Source organism: Barnesiella sp. An22, from assembly GCF_963931395.1.
GTDB lineage: Bacteria > Bacteroidota > Bacteroidia > Bacteroidales > Barnesiellaceae > Barnesiella > Barnesiella merdigallinarum.
Genome location: NZ_OZ007014.1, coordinates 1,680,945 through 1,696,307, shown reverse-complemented (window position 1 = coordinate 1,696,307; position 15,363 = coordinate 1,680,945). Strand labels below are relative to the sequence as shown.

20 protein-coding genes and 1 pseudogene are annotated in these 15,363 nt (G+C 49.2%); 2 read left to right on the top strand and 19 right to left on the bottom strand.

The annotated features are described in order from the left end of the window. Positions 1-5: 5 nt before the first annotated feature. Positions 6-296: a DUF4120 domain-containing protein gene (locus ABGT88_RS06805; RefSeq protein ID WP_258328191.1), complete on the bottom strand. Its 291-nt coding sequence runs from the start codon at positions 294-296 to the stop codon at positions 6-8. Between the two features lie 333 nt (positions 297-629). On the opposite strand from ABGT88_RS06805, the gene ABGT88_RS06800 reads away from it, so the two are divergent. After that, positions 630-974 carry a hypothetical protein gene (locus ABGT88_RS06800; protein ID WP_055172633.1) on the top strand — a complete coding sequence of 115 codons (345 nt, stop codon included), beginning with the start codon at positions 630-632 and terminating at the stop codon, positions 972-974. Positions 975-1,037: 63 nt separating this feature from the next. Here the strand turns inward: ABGT88_RS06800 and ABGT88_RS06795 are convergent, their stop codons facing one another. The 16 genes and pseudogenes from ABGT88_RS06795 to ABGT88_RS06720 form a co-directional block, all read right to left on the bottom strand. Continuing rightward, positions 1,038-1,751, bottom strand: coding sequence for a hypothetical protein (locus ABGT88_RS06795; protein WP_346701162.1), 714 nt, complete (start codon positions 1,749-1,751; stop codon positions 1,038-1,040). A 4-nt stretch (positions 1,752-1,755) separates the two neighbouring features. Continuing rightward, the gene (locus ABGT88_RS06790) at positions 1,756-2,088 is read right to left on the bottom strand and encodes a hypothetical protein (RefSeq protein ID WP_057281950.1); all 333 of its coding nucleotides are present in this window, start codon (positions 2,086-2,088) and stop codon (positions 1,756-1,758) included. Continuing rightward, positions 2,085-3,155 (bottom strand): LPD29 domain-containing protein, encoded by a 1,071-nt coding sequence (locus tag ABGT88_RS06785; protein WP_032944375.1) that lies wholly within the window; start codon positions 3,153-3,155, stop codon positions 2,085-2,087. Before ABGT88_RS06785 ends, ABGT88_RS06790 begins: the two co-directional genes overlap by 4 nt. Positions 3,156-3,165: 10 nt before the next feature. Continuing rightward, positions 3,166-3,375: a hypothetical protein gene (locus ABGT88_RS06780; protein WP_005801761.1), complete on the bottom strand. Its 210-nt coding sequence runs from the start codon at positions 3,373-3,375 to the stop codon at positions 3,166-3,168. Between the two features lie 11 nt (positions 3,376-3,386). Further along, entirely contained in the window at positions 3,387-3,983 is a 597-nt protein-coding gene (locus ABGT88_RS06775; RefSeq protein ID WP_072545499.1) for a hypothetical protein, read from the bottom strand. Positions 3,984-3,993: 10 nt separating this feature from the next. Continuing rightward, on the bottom strand, positions 3,994-4,224 hold the full coding sequence (locus ABGT88_RS06770; protein WP_005801758.1) for a hypothetical protein: 231 nt from the start codon (positions 4,222-4,224) through the stop codon (positions 3,994-3,996). Positions 4,225-4,237: 13 nt separating this feature from the next. Continuing rightward, the gene (locus ABGT88_RS06765) at positions 4,238-4,819 is read right to left on the bottom strand and encodes a hypothetical protein (protein ID WP_346701159.1); all 582 of its coding nucleotides are present in this window, start codon (positions 4,817-4,819) and stop codon (positions 4,238-4,240) included. 39 nt (positions 4,820-4,858) lie between these two features. Further along, positions 4,859-5,347, bottom strand: coding sequence for a DUF4313 domain-containing protein (locus tag ABGT88_RS06760; protein ID WP_055172621.1), 489 nt, complete (start codon positions 5,345-5,347; stop codon positions 4,859-4,861). A 31-nt stretch (positions 5,348-5,378) separates the two neighbouring features. Beyond that, entirely contained in the window at positions 5,379-6,311 is a 933-nt protein-coding gene (locus tag ABGT88_RS06755) for a hypothetical protein (protein WP_346701157.1), read from the bottom strand. Between the two features lie 84 nt (positions 6,312-6,395). Beyond that, the gene (locus tag ABGT88_RS06750) at positions 6,396-6,683 is read right to left on the bottom strand and encodes a hypothetical protein (RefSeq protein WP_055300433.1); all 288 of its coding nucleotides are present in this window, start codon (positions 6,681-6,683) and stop codon (positions 6,396-6,398) included. Between the two features lie 12 nt (positions 6,684-6,695). Then, positions 6,696-7,010, bottom strand: coding sequence for a hypothetical protein (locus ABGT88_RS06745; RefSeq protein ID WP_346701154.1), 315 nt, complete (start codon positions 7,008-7,010; stop codon positions 6,696-6,698). Between the two features lie 12 nt (positions 7,011-7,022). Then, the gene (locus tag ABGT88_RS06740) at positions 7,023-7,514 is read right to left on the bottom strand and encodes a hypothetical protein (protein WP_346701152.1); all 492 of its coding nucleotides are present in this window, start codon (positions 7,512-7,514) and stop codon (positions 7,023-7,025) included. 1 nt (position 7,515) lies between these two features. After that, a complete protein-coding gene (locus ABGT88_RS06735) occupies positions 7,516-7,725 on the bottom strand; it encodes a hypothetical protein (protein WP_225226238.1) in 210 nt (69 codons plus the stop codon). 11 nt (positions 7,726-7,736) lie between these two features. After that, positions 7,737-10,739, bottom strand: a complete 3,003-nt coding sequence (locus ABGT88_RS06730) for an N-6 DNA methylase (protein WP_346701150.1) — start codon at positions 10,737-10,739, stop codon at positions 7,737-7,739. Between the two features lie 80 nt (positions 10,740-10,819). After that, complete coding sequence (locus tag ABGT88_RS06725) at positions 10,820-11,761, bottom strand: hypothetical protein (RefSeq protein WP_346701148.1); 942 nt, start codon at positions 11,759-11,761, stop codon at positions 10,820-10,822. 12 nt (positions 11,762-11,773) lie between these two features. Next, positions 11,774-12,603: pseudogene (locus tag ABGT88_RS06720) on the bottom strand (DUF4121 family protein). Positions 12,604-13,275: 672 nt separating this feature from the next. Between ABGT88_RS06720 and ABGT88_RS06715 the strand changes: the two are divergent. Further along, positions 13,276-13,710 (top strand): YkvA family protein, encoded by a 435-nt coding sequence (locus tag ABGT88_RS06715; RefSeq protein ID WP_258327274.1) that lies wholly within the window; start codon positions 13,276-13,278, stop codon positions 13,708-13,710. A gap of 70 nt (positions 13,711-13,780) precedes the next feature. On the opposite strand, the gene ABGT88_RS06710 is transcribed toward ABGT88_RS06715, so the two are convergent. Both ABGT88_RS06710 and ABGT88_RS06705 read right to left on the bottom strand, forming a co-directional pair. After that, positions 13,781-15,103, bottom strand: a complete 1,323-nt coding sequence (locus ABGT88_RS06710; protein WP_346701146.1) for a class I adenylate-forming enzyme family protein — start codon at positions 15,101-15,103, stop codon at positions 13,781-13,783. Positions 15,104-15,111: 8 nt separating this feature from the next. Further along, positions 15,112-15,336, bottom strand: a complete 225-nt coding sequence (locus tag ABGT88_RS06705; protein WP_298663255.1) for a phosphopantetheine-binding protein — start codon at positions 15,334-15,336, stop codon at positions 15,112-15,114. Positions 15,337-15,363: the final 27 nt, after the last annotated feature.

Sequence of the window (15,363 nt, the reverse complement as noted above, 5' to 3'; positions counted from 1 at the left end):
TGTTTTTAAGTATGTATCTGCCATCCGTGGAACGGTTGCAGTGTTACAGCGAAAGAGCGGTCCGGTATGCCGTGATAGAGCAGCCCGCCTACAATGCCGATGCTTCCGTCGGGATAGCGTTGTGTGAAACCGAACGAATACGGAGCATGGTCATAATAGAGTGAGATTTCGCTTGGATGGTTAGGATCGTCTTCCCAGCTCTTCAGTCGGTCCAGACAGTTCTGGAGAGAGGTGTCGCCAATGGATTCGGCATAGCGTTTTACATTCTGGAAATGTTCTTCATTCAGGATTTTCATAACTCATTGTATTTTATCTATTAAACACGTCCGGCTCCGGGAGCCGGTATTTTTTATTTCTCGCCTGCCTGACTGTCCCGTGGCCGTACCCGCAAGGTTTGGCGGAAGAAAATACCGCAGCCACCGGCGAGGATGATTTTCTTTCAGCCAACCCCGCAGGGGCCTGACCTTGTCCGGATACATTGGACACGGGACTACCTTTGCAGGGAGGGAAATAAAATATACAAGGGGAATGTGCTGTTGTTTTCCGTACATGTTATGGTGATATTCTCTCTGATTTGTTCGTCACTGCCGGAGGAATGGTGTACTTTTGCAAATCCTAATTTGAAAATCATGGAAGATTATATAAAGAAAGCTGCGGATGCTTTCCTTGTGGAGCGTCCGTATGGTATGCGCGTGGATTACAGTAAGCGAGGATACGTGCTGTTCAACCGTAATCTCAATGTGTTGGGCAATGGGGAACATGCCCGTCTGGAGGAACTGCCTCTGGAGGATTTTGATGTGGACGAGATTCCCCTGGAAGGTGAAATCATAAAGGAACATGCGGGTTTTACCGATGTGTTTTTCTATTCGGACTGTACCAATCCCTATGCCGGGTATGTGCTGGATCTGAGGAAACTCAAGGCCTATAACCAGTTTATCTATCCCTTGGCGATGATACTGAACAGGAAGCTGTAAATCCTGATATGTCCTAATAATAGCGGTAACAGTTGCATAGGATGGCTGTTACCGCTTTGGATTTTATTGGCTGATTTCATCTTCGGCAAGGAATGCAAGATAGTCTGTTACAGCCTTATGACATCCGGTAAAGTCGGGAGTACGGCGGCCTTTGTATTTTCTGAAACTGACGGTTCCGTTCCGGTCGATTGCTGTTACATGTCGGTTGAATGTCCCTTTGGTTCTGATATGGATGTCAAAGCCGTCCCTTCCTGTGATTTCAAGAAACATTTCTGCCGTTATTTTCTCACCGCTCAGGAATTTCCGTTTGTTTTCGTCGAGTTGTTGATGCCATCGGGATTCTTTTTCCTTTCTTTCCTGTTCTTCTTTTCTTTTCCGTTCCAGACGCTTTTCTTCCTGCCTTTTTGCATACGTCTCACGGGCCTGTACCAAGGGAGTGGAGTCAAGACCGAGGGCATTGAATACATGGACAGACAAGAGGGGGATGATTTTTCCATCCTCCGCATCCTTCAGGATGTTTTCAATCCAGTTCTTGCAATAGGCTGCCGCTTCTTCCCGGTGACCCTCCTTGTCAAGGATTCTGCGTGAATACTGTCCGCAGAAAAAATGGACATCACCTATCTTGCAGATTACATGGAAACTGTCTTCACTTTCGTTTCCGTATTCGTTTTTTCTTGCCAGCGAGATGAATACATTCTCCGCATACGGTTCAAGTTCCATGTATGGGGCAACGATGGTGTTGCCGTCAAACTTGTATTTCAATACTTTTGCTTTCATATTTCTATTCTGTTTTTCTGTCGGTACATATTCCATCTATTATCTCATTCTCTTTTCTCTCACCTTTGAGGAAAGCGAACAGCCACCGGAAAAAGAACGGGGCTTGGTCTGTCCCCAGCTGTGAGCTTTCCCCGTTACGGGTGGCGCATATTGCAAACCGTCCCAGTCCGAGACTGTCCTGTGGCGGTACGATATGGAATGACAGATCTTCCGTACCGTTGATATGAAGCCCGCCACGGTAGGTGTAGAAAGTCTTTGCGGCTCTACTGTCCGTATCAATGTCCACCCGGCTGTAGCCGCAGCGTTTCAGTTCTCTGATGATTTCCCTGTTTGTCATAATTGTATCTGTCTGATTGGATTTGAAATGTTCTGGTGTACTGTTCCCGTATTTGGGGATATGCCGTGTTCTGACACCCACTTCCGGTATGCCGTGGCATATTCCTGCCTTTCCCGTTCCAGACTGCTTTCCGTCTCCGGAGTATATCCGAGCAGGCGTATGTATCCGCCGTTGCAGCCTGTCAGTTCGCAGTGCATTCCGGCTGCCTCCAGTTTTCCGATGCGTTTCTGTGCCGTCTTCGCGCTTGAATACTCCTTGGGCCAGAAATAATGTTCTCCCTGTGAGCCGTAAAAGTCTTCTCCGAGTATCATTTCCCCGATATGCTTCCGGCTCTCGATGAAGCCGAAACGCGCCTTGCCCAGTGCCTGTCGCATAGCCTTGTGTGCAGGTCCTTCAGGATACCTGAACACTTCAGGAGTGTCTTTTCCCGTAATCTTCGGCAGTTCCATCCGGTACGGCTGTCTGTAGCTGCCGATTCCGAGCGTGAGGTAGAAGTTGGTGTGGAAATAGTCGGTCATGGGGTCGCTTTCATCGAAATTGTATGACATCACAAAATCCCTGACGTTTGTCATCACCTCCTTGGCCCGGTCGGTCAGACTGTCCGATGCCTGGATGTTGTAGTGGTTGATGTCTCCCTGTACCTTGCCGGATTCTCTGGTGAAAGCCTCGAAGTCCGCTTTCATCAGCCGGATAAGGATTGAGTTGTATCCGTCCCTGCGGACCGAGAAGGTGTATCTCGGATAGGTCTCCTTGAGCCATGCCCTGACCAGTTCCGTGATTTCCGGCGCGGACTGCCCGTTGTAGTTGCGCCCTTTCCAGCGGTATTCATTGTACACGTATTCGGTGTATTCCTTTGCGGTGGCATCCTGAAAGTCGTGTTCGTAGCCTGTCGGGGTTGTGGAAACGCAAGGCTTGTCTTTCCAGACCTCGAACAGCTTTCCGAATTCGGTATTCACCTGCTGCATGAGGGCAGTGTCACCACCCTTGTCCGGATGGTGAAGCATTGCCAGACGGCGGTATTCTTTTTTCAGCTCCGCCAGTGAGTGTATGTTCTGAAAATAAGTCATAGTGTAGATATTAAAGTCCCGCAAGACGGTTGATGAAATATATCTGCCAGTCCTGGTCGAGTCCGAGGTTGCTGCACGCGATTTCGAAGTCTTCGCTTCTCAGGTCGTTGTCTTCCTGAAGTTCCTGCAGGTTTCTTATCTCGTCGTCCAGGTATTCCTGTGCCTCTTCCTTGCCGCAACTGCATGAGTTGCAGATCAGGTCAATGATGTTCCGTGCCATAGCCGTTGTCTTTAATTGTTTGTCAGGTATATGTTCCTCTTCTCGTCATAGTTTTTGCCGTTCCACCATTCGTCGGCGGCCTCGGCGAATGTCTGTCCGGAATTGGCTGAAGGGAAATCGGATGTCTTGAATCCGGTCAGGTATTCAAGGTTATCGGTGCTGTTGGATTTCCACCATTCCTGCATCTTTTCCAGAAAGGATTGTTTGGAGCAGGTCTCCACATTGTCCTCACACCGGGAACACCAGATGTCATCGTCCACGTCACTGTGGTATTCATTCGTGTTTACATCCACCCATGCCTGGATTTCAATCTCCGTTGAACCGCAATCATTGCACACCTTGATTTCGGAATCGTCCGGGTGTTTGCGTCTGGCTTTGCCGTCATACAGGCTAACGGCCCGTTCCACCAGCTTTTCCCTGTAACGGTCCGTCAGTTCCGCATAGAACCGTTCAGCGGCTCCGAATATTCCCTTGTCCGTCATCAGAGACCATTTTTCCCAAAAGTGTGGGTGCATTTCCTTGAATACTGTCCTGCACTCTTCCTCGCACCAGGCATTCCACATATAGTAGAAGAAGCTGGAGACTGCATTTTCCGCTTGATATTTCATAATGTTGTTTTTATTTAAGGTTATACATCCTTGCAAAATAGCTGTTCACTTCAGGGATCCTTTTCTTGTAATAGGGCTGGTTGTCCCTGCACCAGTCCGCCAGTTCCTGTTTGTTCCTGAAAGGTTCCCTCCAGCTTTGCCCGCTCATGATCATTTCCACCTGCGGGGCCAGTTCCCTGATGAACGCTCCGACAGTCCATCCTTCCCAGACGTATCTGTCCATATTGATTTTTGTTGCCATATTGTCTTTCGTTTCAAGAGTTTCCTTTTGTATTATCAAGTTGAAGCCTTACTGCTTCGTACATTTGATTAAGCCAATCAATGTTGCTGGCTCCGAGTTCGAAAGGACTCTGACAGAAAACCTCTTCCATACTGTCCTTTATTGTTGCCAACACGGTAATGTGCTTGTCAGTAACCTCTATTCCTGTAACATAACACTCGTATGGTTCTGCATTATCGTCAAACCAGATGATCCATACAGGGTCTTCTTCGTTGTCGGTAAACGTGATTTTTTTCAGGCCGTGCGCATCGAGCAGTTGCCTGATGGCTTCGATTATGTCCTTTCTCAGTTCTTCAATCCTATCGCTGAAACACATGGACGTGTATCTGACCTTGCCTTTGTCAACCCGTTCCCTGAAAGAAAGGATCTGCATGTCAGGGTGACTGCTGAATCTCCAGTCTGTCACCTCGTCATCATCGCGGGTAGTGTGGATGTTTCCGCCCAATACCAGACCGCAGTCTTCCGTTACAATTCTTTCCGCCTCGTCGCGGTCTTCCGCCACGACCTTATAGGTACCCTCGAAGGTGTACCTTACTCTTACATCGTACTTTGCCATAATTCCTATGATTTGGTTAATGATTTCTATTGTTGATTCTTATTCTTGGTTCTCGAACGATTCCGGTGACAACCGGTACAGTTCAGCCAGGTTCAGTTTGGCCATCGGGTATTCCACCCATCCGCTTTTGCGTCTGTATCCCGTATCTTCGGCAAGGCTGTTCCTTATGAGGAATTCCATCGCTTCCGGATTGTTGTTTATGTCAATGAATGCCTGGTCGGGAATCCCGAATGCCGGGGAGTCTTCCAGATTGACGGTAAGTACCGTGTATAGTTCCCCGTTGTCCGGTGATTCCAGACTCAGAACCGGCCATCCGTTCGGGTAGAAGCCGGTGACAAGCCTGAATTCCTTTTCATGGTACCGGAATGTCCTTTCAGACCGGTTTTTCCCGGATTCCTGAATTTTGAAGTCGTCTTCTCCTTCAGTGAATGTCCTCACCGGGCAGGACACATCGTAATGGCAGCCGTCTTCGTGTCCGCACAGGTATTCTTTTCCCTTGAATAGGATGATTGCATATTTCTTTTCCATGATTTGATATCTTTAAGTGACCATACTTGATTTATGAAGCGACAAGACCTATCTTTTCTCCGAAGAAGGAATCGCATACCCCGTACACATGCTTGATGGAGCATTCATATTTTGAGTTCTCGCTGTCAAGACGGAAGCGGAATCCGTGATAGTCCCTGACTTCCAGTTTCAGTCTGACATCTTTCAGGAGTTCCATTTCCAGGAGACTTCCACCGCCGTACATGGAGCTGAAGATGCCGCAGCAGTTGCCTTTGGGAATAATGACTTCCCCAAGCGAGAATCCGGCATCATAAAGTTCCTGCAGGCTTACCTTGCCGATATAGGTCAGCAGGTTGGCACCGCAGCAGGAGTTGATGAGTTCATGGTAGAACTGTTCATAGGATACCTGTTCCTTGCCGTCCCTGTATTTTTTGTCGGGGAACCGGCCATATACCGTGTAGCCTTTCTCCACCAGCATTTTCTTCACTTTGGCTGGATTGAGGTTCAGCGCGTCTATCATATCCCCGAAATAGGATTCCTTGTACCGGTATCCTTCCTGCGATTCCAGCCAGTTGGAATTGATGCAGTCGTAGTTTGACAGCATCTCGACACGCACGGGGATGTCATCCGTGTTTTTGAGAAGTTCTTTCAGCGTGTCAGAGTCGTTTCTGTCATAGATTTCTTCCCTGATTTCGTCTTCGTGTTCTTGAAAGAACTTGTCCACTTCCTCTTCCTCGAAATCATGGAAACGGATACATTCATCCTTCAGCTTTGAGACGATTTCACGGACAGCTTCCCATTCGGCGTCACCGTACCATTCGTCCACTTTCTCCCACAGACTTTCACAGCTCCTTTCTTCCAGACACTTCTGGATGGTGTCACGGCAGTTGTCGAGATTGTCGTTGTAGTCCACCCATACCAGCGTGTAGGACTTGTCCATGAGCGATTTCACGAATTCCATTGTCAGTCTTTCCTGTTCTTCCATTTCTGTTACCTGTGTACGGCAGGATTCTGTTTCCCGTACATGTCGTTTATAAATGAGAAGAGCGACCTTTCGGCCGCTCCCTTGTCATTCGTTCTCTTCCTTGAGCCTTTCATATTTCTCTGTTTCCATTTCCGTCTCGCCGTCGAAGTGGAAATGTGCCATATGACCGTATCCGGTTTTAGGCTCACCGCCGCATTTGTGCAGTGCGGTGTCTATTTCCCAGTCGGTATCACCGATGCCGAGGGATATGTATGTCCCTCTGAGCATACACCCGGCCAGCCTCAGTGCGGCATCCTTCCTTTTTTCCCGGCGGAGCCTGTCAAATGCCGCGAGCGCGATTTCCCGGTTGGGTATTTTTATCGTAGTTTCCATATCGTTTCATTTTCAGTTTGCCGTTTCCTTGTCTTTCCCGCTGTCTTTTGCTGCCAGGACACCGAAAGGCAGATCGAGTATCCTGTGGTTAAAACATAGCGTTGAATTGTAGTCCGTGCGTTGCCAGAGGGTAAAATGGTCTCCGGCGAACGACCATCTGAAATAGCCTGACAGTGAGCCGAACTGCGGATTGACATTCCTGCTTATGAGGAAGCGGTTCACGTCCACGATGTGTCTCGCCGTCAGTAGTATGTTCAGTATTTCCACGAATGCCAGCTGCGAGTATGGGTCGATAGGCATTACAGGTCCTTTGAAGTTGATTTCCATATCTTTTGTCTTTTAGTCATAATTGTCATCAAATATTTCGTAACGGAATGGAAGCATGTCGCAGTAGTAGCTTGATACGCCCGTGTATATCAGGGCATCTTCTCCCGTGTCCGCGTCTTCTTCCGTTTCCGTGACGGTATCCCCGTACAGGTCATGGTAGTGTGATACCATCATGTGCGGGTCATCCGTGGTGATGTCATATCCGTAACTTCTGCTCCAGCTTATGAAAAACTCCGTTTCTTCCTCTTCGAGCCTTTCAAGGGCATCCCTGATCTCGAAGAAGTTGGGACAGAGCCATTCACGGCTGATCAGTGTGTCCGGAATGTTTTCCCATTTCGGATACCGGTATTCCGGTTCCTTTTCCCCGGGAAACAGGTCGGAACAGGCACTCAGGAACTCGCCCATGTCGCTGTAGTCGGACAGGTGCAGCCAGTAGTCCTTGTAATCCTTTATGTCAATGAGATGCTGTGTGGTCACGGCAATCTCTGCATTGTTCAGATCCATATTACTTGTCTTTTATGTATGTGGATGCCGGGGATTCCATTCCACCGACCTCGACAAGGTGCCGTGTCCCGGCTGTGCAGGGTTTTTCGGGAAAATACCGCAGCTCCGCGAGGATGATTTTCCTGAAAACCGCCTGCGGCCTGACCTTGCTCAGCCGATGGGGACGCGGCTTACCTTTGTCGGTGGGAATGGAACTCCCGGTCTTCTTCATACGGTTCATATTTATTCTGTTATGCGCTGGCTTCCCCAGCTGATGTGTATTTTGCCTTCACTGTCCTGCGTGCGGATGAGCAGGCTGTCGATGACAGACATTGTGATGTCGAACTCCTCGAAGATTTCTGACTGTTCTTTGACCTCACCGGTCTTGATGAATTCGTTCAGACGCTCCTTGGTCAGTACCAGTGCCATCAGGTTCTGTTCGACCGAATCTTCGTAGGTGACGTAGTGGACATCCTTCATTTCTTTGGAATCGAGACGGATGAAACGGAAGTAGAACTGTTCCATACGGGGGATGTTCCACTGCAGGGATTCCAGTATCACGTCGTTGCAGGTAGGTATGTTCACGGAGCTGCTCAGGCTCTGCTGTGTGCATATCAGGATGCCGTTGATGGTGGAGTCGAATTCGGTCACGATGCTCTGCCGTTTCTTGAAGGCTACATCTCCCTTGACCACAAATACAGGTCTGTCGGGAAAATGTTCCCGGATATAGCTCTCGTAGAGGTCGAAGGCCGCCAATGTGGTACATCCGATGGCAACCTTACCCGGTATTGTCCTTATGAGCCTTTCAATATAGCGGGTCTTGGAAGGATAACTGTCACCGTAGTATCCCTCTATCAGGTGAGGTACCGAACAGGCTTTGATAAGCAGCTTGATCTGCCTCATGAGTCTCAGTCCTGCATCCTTTTTCGTGTCTCCCGTGCTGTTGTAGTACAGCTCACAGATGCGGCAGAATTCCTCGATGATGACACGGTATACCTCGTGTTCTCCTTCCGAGGGACGGACGGTATGTGTCCGTATCTGGTATTTCTCTCCTGCGAAGTCCCTGAATTTACGGGTGATGACCGTCTTGCCGATAAGTTCGGAGAGTTCGTCCTTGTTGTACACGTCCTGGTTCTGTTTCTCGATGCCGAATACAGTGGCTTTCCCCGGACAGTGGCAGGCACGGAAAAGGACATGCCCCCTGAAGGCGGGGAACGGTGTTCCGTAATCCGGGTTGTTCTCTTCCTCTATCTCGTGGTCCCTGTTTTCGTGGTAGACCTGCGGGCTCCAGCATATCATGTTTACGGAGTTGTTGTAGAGTAGTTCGAACTGGCTGTACAGTTCCGCGATGTTGTTGCGGGTGGTTGTTCCCGTGTCGAGGATCTTGTACCTGAGCCTCCTGAATATGCGCAGGATGTTTCTTGTACGCTGCGATGTGGGATTGGTGATTTCGTCCGACTCGTCGAAGACAAGGCACAGCTTGCCGGAAGTGCGTTTCACGAAACGCATCAGTCCTCTTTTCAGTTTCCGGAGCATGGAGGTGGAGACGACAAGGAATGTCCCTTCCGGTATGTTGTTGAGGTCGCCGGCGGTCTGTATTGTACGGAAGCGTTCCTTGTTTATGGTAAGGAACGGTATCCAGGTCATGTTGGTGGCGATGGCCGGGGCAAGTATGATGACGTTCTTTGCCTTTCTGAACTTGAGCAGGTATTTCGCCCTGTGATAGACGGCGGCAGTCTTGCCTGAACCCTGCTGCCAGTTCAGCAGGGCGTAGCGTTTCTGCAACACGAGGTTCAGGTCGTGTTTCTGCAAGTCCGTGAATTCGCAGACTTCACCGTCCTTGTTGATGAATGTGGTGCGGTCCAGGTATTCCTTCAGGCCGGCATCTTCCCGCATTTCCACAAACTGGAGATTCTGGGTCTCGTATTGCCTCTGTTTGCGCCGTATCAGTTTACTGGCGGCACGGATCTGCCGCATGTTCTTTTCTGTGACGTTTTCCGGCATCGGGAGTTCGGCCCTTCCGAGTATGAGGTCGTTGATGCCTGCGGCCTTGTGCGTGACCTTGTCAAGCAGACGCGGGGCATATTGCTTCAGCTTGAAGCCATAGGATGTCTTCACCAATGCCACTTCCTTGCGCGGCACCACGTTCTGCGAGGTGATGTACCTGCGGATGATGCCGAGAACCTTGCCGGTGGTCAGCTTCTTGCGTTCCCATTCCTTTATCTGTTCCCGGGTGGCATTTTCCGGCGGTTTCTGGTTGCGGAATTTGGACACCAGCGCCTCCGCCTTTTCGACATGCCTGTTCAGCACGGCATGGGCTTTCAGCTCATACATGTATTTGGCGAGCCTGTACTCGAACTGTTCCAGCTCTTCTTTGTCTATATGGTTGCACTCCCGCATCAGCTGGAGGCGCAGCCGGTGTTTCATTTTCCGCACTTCGGCTATGCGTTTCTTCAGCTCATCCATGCTGACAAACTCTTCCGCGTTGTACGGCTGCATTTCAATATGGAGGGAACGGCGGAGGAATACCATGATTTTTGTTGCGAAATTCTGCACGCCCACCGTAGAGAAGGCTGAATGTTCCAGCCTGGTCTGGCCGATGAAGGAGAAATTCGAGTTGATTTTCGCCACGCGTGTCTTTTCCCAGAACTCGTTCTGCATGAAGGAGAGAGGGACGATGACCATCAGGATTCCGGCAGGGTTGAGCACGTCATAGGCCTTGTCCATGTAGAATTCCTGCGACAGCCTGTAATCAAATTTCAGGTTGAAGGGCGGATTTCCGACAATGATGTCGAAACGCTGTTCGGGATTGTACAGCTGTATGTCGCATTTCTCGATATGGGCTTCCGGGTAGAGGTATCGGGCAACGGCTACCGCCTTGCCGTCGATGTCGAATCCGTAGGCATTGTGCAGGTTGGGCAGATGGTTGAAGAAGTTGCCCATGCCGCAGCACATGTCAAGCACCATTTCCGTAGATGTTGGGGATAGGGCTTCCATCATGTTTCGGCATATGTCGTGCGGGGTGAAGAACTGTCCCATCTCAAATTCCTTCTTGGCCTCGGCATAGTCATGGTAGCTGGCGAAGTTCGACTGTCTGAGGCTGTGCAGTCCTCCGGTTCCCGTGTAGCAGTTGTAGATGCTTTCCTTCGGGACGAGGTCCTTGCCGGAGTCTATGGCGAAAAGAATCTTCTCGTTGACCTCGGCACGCCTGTCCTGGGGAATCTGTTGGGGTATGATGGCATACATGTCTTTTCTTTTTTAATGGTTGGAAACGAAGACACCCCGCAAGGATGTCTTACGGGGTGCCTGAATAAGTATTTCATGAATCAGTCTTCTCTGAGTGTGATTTCATCCAGCCGCAGCTTCCTGTAGCAGTTCTCTGCGGCCTGGCTGTCCTTGAAGCGCACGTCGATGCGTCCGTTCTTGTAGAACTTGATCTGCTCTGCGTTGGTCAGGGTGAGGTCGTACCATTCGGTTATATCCACATCGCGTCTGTCAAGGCCGATGACCATACCGCTTGAACCGTTTATCACGTCATCCGCCCCGTATGCGATACCTTCGCAGAAAATGCCCACCTTCCTTTCGCAGTCATACGAGAACTCGTATTCCCGGTGGTACTCCAGATGGATGCTGTCCCAGGATACGATGTCAGGAAAAGTTATCTTGTCCTTTTTCAGTTCGGGCTTCACCTTGCTCCAGCGGGAAGGCTGTACCGTTTTCAGGAAACGGGCCAGCAGTTCTTCCTCTGCGGTCTCACGGAAACTTTTTCCGCCGAGGTGTTCGATGACCGTGTCCACGTAAGTCTGGTAGACCGGACGGAACCCCATGCGCATGGCCTTCTCGTCGATTACAGGAACGGGGACATCTACATTGTAGGTCCTGTTGAAATAGGAAATGATGCGACTCGCAAAATTCGCGTTGGCATTGCAGTTGTTGTCCACAAGCTCGTTGATGAGGTCAAACGGTTTGAATTCGTTGTGGGTATAGTCATCCTCCCCGCTGTAGTTGAAATGGAAGTTCCGTATAGTGACCTTACCGTTATCCTCATACTTGAGGTTCTTTGTTTCCCGGTATCGTTCCGCTTCTTCCTTGAAGATGGCATACCATCGGTCGATACGGTCAAGCGTTTTGTAGAGCTGGTCCTGTTGGAGCTGGCAATACTGCCTGTCCTGTTCTGTAATCTTGTCCTCGTTTCTCACTTGTACGTTCAGGATTCCTGTGAGCAGGTCAGTGTGGCTGCCTGCTGTTCTTGTTGCTGTTGTCTGCATAACTGTATTGTTTTAGAGATTGTCAATTTCGGGTTTGATACGGTAACAGTAGGTGATGTGGCTGTCCATGTCCTTGACCAGCTTGACCTGTTCGGGATAAAAGTTGAGACGCCGTTCCACGGCCTGGACATCTATTTTGTCCCACTCGTGCTGCGGCAGGAACCGGTTCTCATGACGGAAACACCAGAGTACGATCTGGTTTTCCTGGTTGCCCTTGAACACGGTCCCTTCATAGTCCTTCAGGAACTGCTGGAAGTCATCTTCGGTCCTGAAAGCTATGTCGAAGCCCTGGTACAGGTTGCGTGCGTCCGGACCCGTGTTTTTTGTCAGATAATACTGTCTCCATGTTTCCGTGGTGAAATCGCCGTAGAGAGGGTCAGGTTCGGAATAGGACCATAACGGCACTCTTGCCGTGAATGCGACGGCACCGTTGGCACACGCTCCGCAGTTTCCCCAGTCCTTGAATGCACTTCCGTCCATCTGACGAATTTCAATTGCTTGGGGTCAATATGGTGGAAGGCCCCTCCGCTGACGCTCAGCCGGATATTGGCGTCCTGCTCCCATACAAAGGGAATATAAGGTTCTTCACAGATGGAAATCCGACCGCTCTCTTCATCATTGTTTTCAATAAGGGCATTGCCGTAATATTTCCCGTATCTGTCCACATAGATGAGTCTGTCACCTATCTGTGGAGTCTTTTCCGAGCGTGTCCTTTCTATCAGTTCCACATAGCCGTTGGCCATATCCACGTCCTGCTGTGTCAGCCAGTGTTCATGATCGTACAGAATGTTCAGTGGTTTGAGTGTTTCCACCGTGTACTTGTTCTTTGTTGCCTGTAACATAACATTTGATTTTTTGTTAGTCCGGCTTCTGGGGCCGGAGTTCCCATAACTACAGGCCTAAAAAGGTCGTGTTCCGTACATGCAAGGCTTCGGGAAAAAATACCGCAAGCCCTCCGGGGCGAGGATGATTTTTTCCACGAACCCGAAGGGCTTGGCCTTGCTTGTACGGGAAGAACACGAATTACCTTTGCCTGTGGTTATGGGGACTCGGCTACGGTATGCTCGTTTTTCCCGATATGTTTTTATTCCGTAAGATTGCAGCCGTTTATATGGCCTTTTCAGAAAGAAATGTTATCTTTGCAAGTGAGATAAAGAGTTATTTGAAAGCATGAGAAATATGGCGGTTCGGAACAGTCCGGCTTTTTCTTATCCATTGCCCGTTCTCGTGCGAGTTTTATCCAATCTGTTGATAGTCAAATAAAACCTACCTGATTACAACAAATATAGTGAAAGGAGAGCGCAGAGACAAAGAGAAAACAAAGTTTTCATTTTTGACTATGCCGAACCGCATCCTGTCTTCTGAAAAGATAGTGAAAGGAGAGCGCAATAAAGCCAAACTGGTTTGAGTTTTTTGGCAGGATTCGGAACTTTTCCGTAAAAAAATTATCTTTGCGACGATAGATTGTGAGACGGAACACACTCTCTATACACAAACACGAAACGAAAAAGAATATGTTCACGATCATTTGCATCACCATTTTAGCCTATATGATTATGGGTAAAGATATCAAACGGCTTCTGGCCCGAGTAAAAAATGTCGATTGGCGCGACAAGATAAACCGCATATACATCAAGTTGCAGCCCTATGCCCTCAAGGTAGGCCGTGTGGCGGCTCGCCCGTTGCTCCAGTTCTACTACGTGATGAAGGACGAGAAGACCTCGACCCTCGACCGCATTCTCATCTATGCCGCCATCATCTACACCATTTCGCCGGTAAGCCTCATCCCCAGTGCCGTGTTCAAGTTCATCGGGGTACTCGACGAAGGGGCCGCCGTGCTCTATGTCTACAAAAAGATAAAGGGCAAAATCACCCCCGAAATCAACGCCCAGGTCGATGAAACCCTCGACCAATGGTTCGGCACCCGCTACGAAATGGTGAGGGAGTAATCCGGAGTATTGCAAGGGGATAGTCCATTTCTGATTATCCCCCACCATACGGTTACCGACAAAGCCTATTTCAACGATAATACTTGCGATTTATCTTTCCATTGTAAGTCCGATTTATCTTTTCGACAGTTTCGTAGAGGGTCGGGACCTTATATACTTCCAATTTAGTGCGGATATAACGCGCTATTCTTTTTTTGTCCAGTACACAGCCCTCCTCCAAAACGAGCAGTAACTTCAAAACATTCCCCAGCACTGGATGTATGGTCGAGATACACACACAGTCCACCACCTCGGGCAACGACAAAGCCACATCTTCCACTTCAGACGGAGCGACCTTAAATCCGCCTATATTGATTACATCGTCACATCTTCCGGTAAGTCGCAACATACCGTCCTCATCCAACAGGCCATTATCGTGAGTATACAATGTTCCATCGCGCAGCAATGACCGGGTAGCCACGGAATCACCTATATATCCCGTCATCAAGGTCTTTCCTTGGCAAGCTACGGCTCCAGTCTCATCTATAAAGACTCGTGAATGTTTCATCGGTCGCCCCAAGCAACCGGCAATACACTTGTCTCCATTAAAATTATGCGTACAAACGATACCTGTTTCGGTCGAAGCATAGGTATTGTACAACCGGGAAGAAGGCAATAACTTGCACAGATGCTCCATATCGGATTGAGCAATGGGAGCTGCCCCAGTCTCGATAAACTCGATTCGCGAGGCACAAGCCTGCAACCGATCGGAACAAAATGCCATCAACATGCGAATACTGGCGGGGACCAAAAAGGTAGCAATCCGGGCAAAAGGGAGTTCAAATGCAGAGAAGAAAAGATTCATATCTTTCATTCCTTGCATGATATATAGTGTTCCACCCGTAAAAAGCACCGGAAGAACTTTCGAAAGATTTCCAATGTGATTCAGCGGGCCCGTAATTACGAACAGCAACCCTTCGGAATACCCCTGTGCTTCAACCAGATTCTCGGTATTGGCAATCACGGCCTCATGGCTGATCATAACCCCCTTGCTCTGACCCGTAGTACCTGTAGTATACAGGACATCGGCCGTGCCCAATGGCATCGCCAGGTGTTCAACCTCCCCCTTTATGCTCACCAGACGCTCCTCGGGAATATCGTTCTCCAACGGGACCGCGACTCCGCCAGCCAGATGCACGGCAAAGTAGGTAACTAAAAAATCTATCGATTGGGATGCCCTAATTACATGCCCCCGCCCTTCTGAGACCATTTTTTGCGACAAAAATAGGCTCGCCTTTTCCTGAACACGCGCCCAAAACTCGGCATAAGAAACCGCTACACCCCCGCTAATCACAGCCATCTTTTGAGGGTGCTGCTCAACCATAAGTTGAACACGCTCTTCAATAGTACACATACTACCGGTTATTTCTCTTGAAGTTTCTTTTGCACCATCGCGACAATGTGGTCGAGATCTTTCAGGTTCTTGGGAGTCGCGTCGCGATGATCCAATTGGATTCCATAATGCTCAGACAATATCATCAATATGGTCGTAATCCCCAACGAATCGAGCTCTGCAAAAATAAAATCCGAATCGAAATTTACCAACGGGAGCGCATCCTCAAGCAGCGACTTAATCTCTTCTTTCATACAATTACCTGGTTATCTAATAATTAT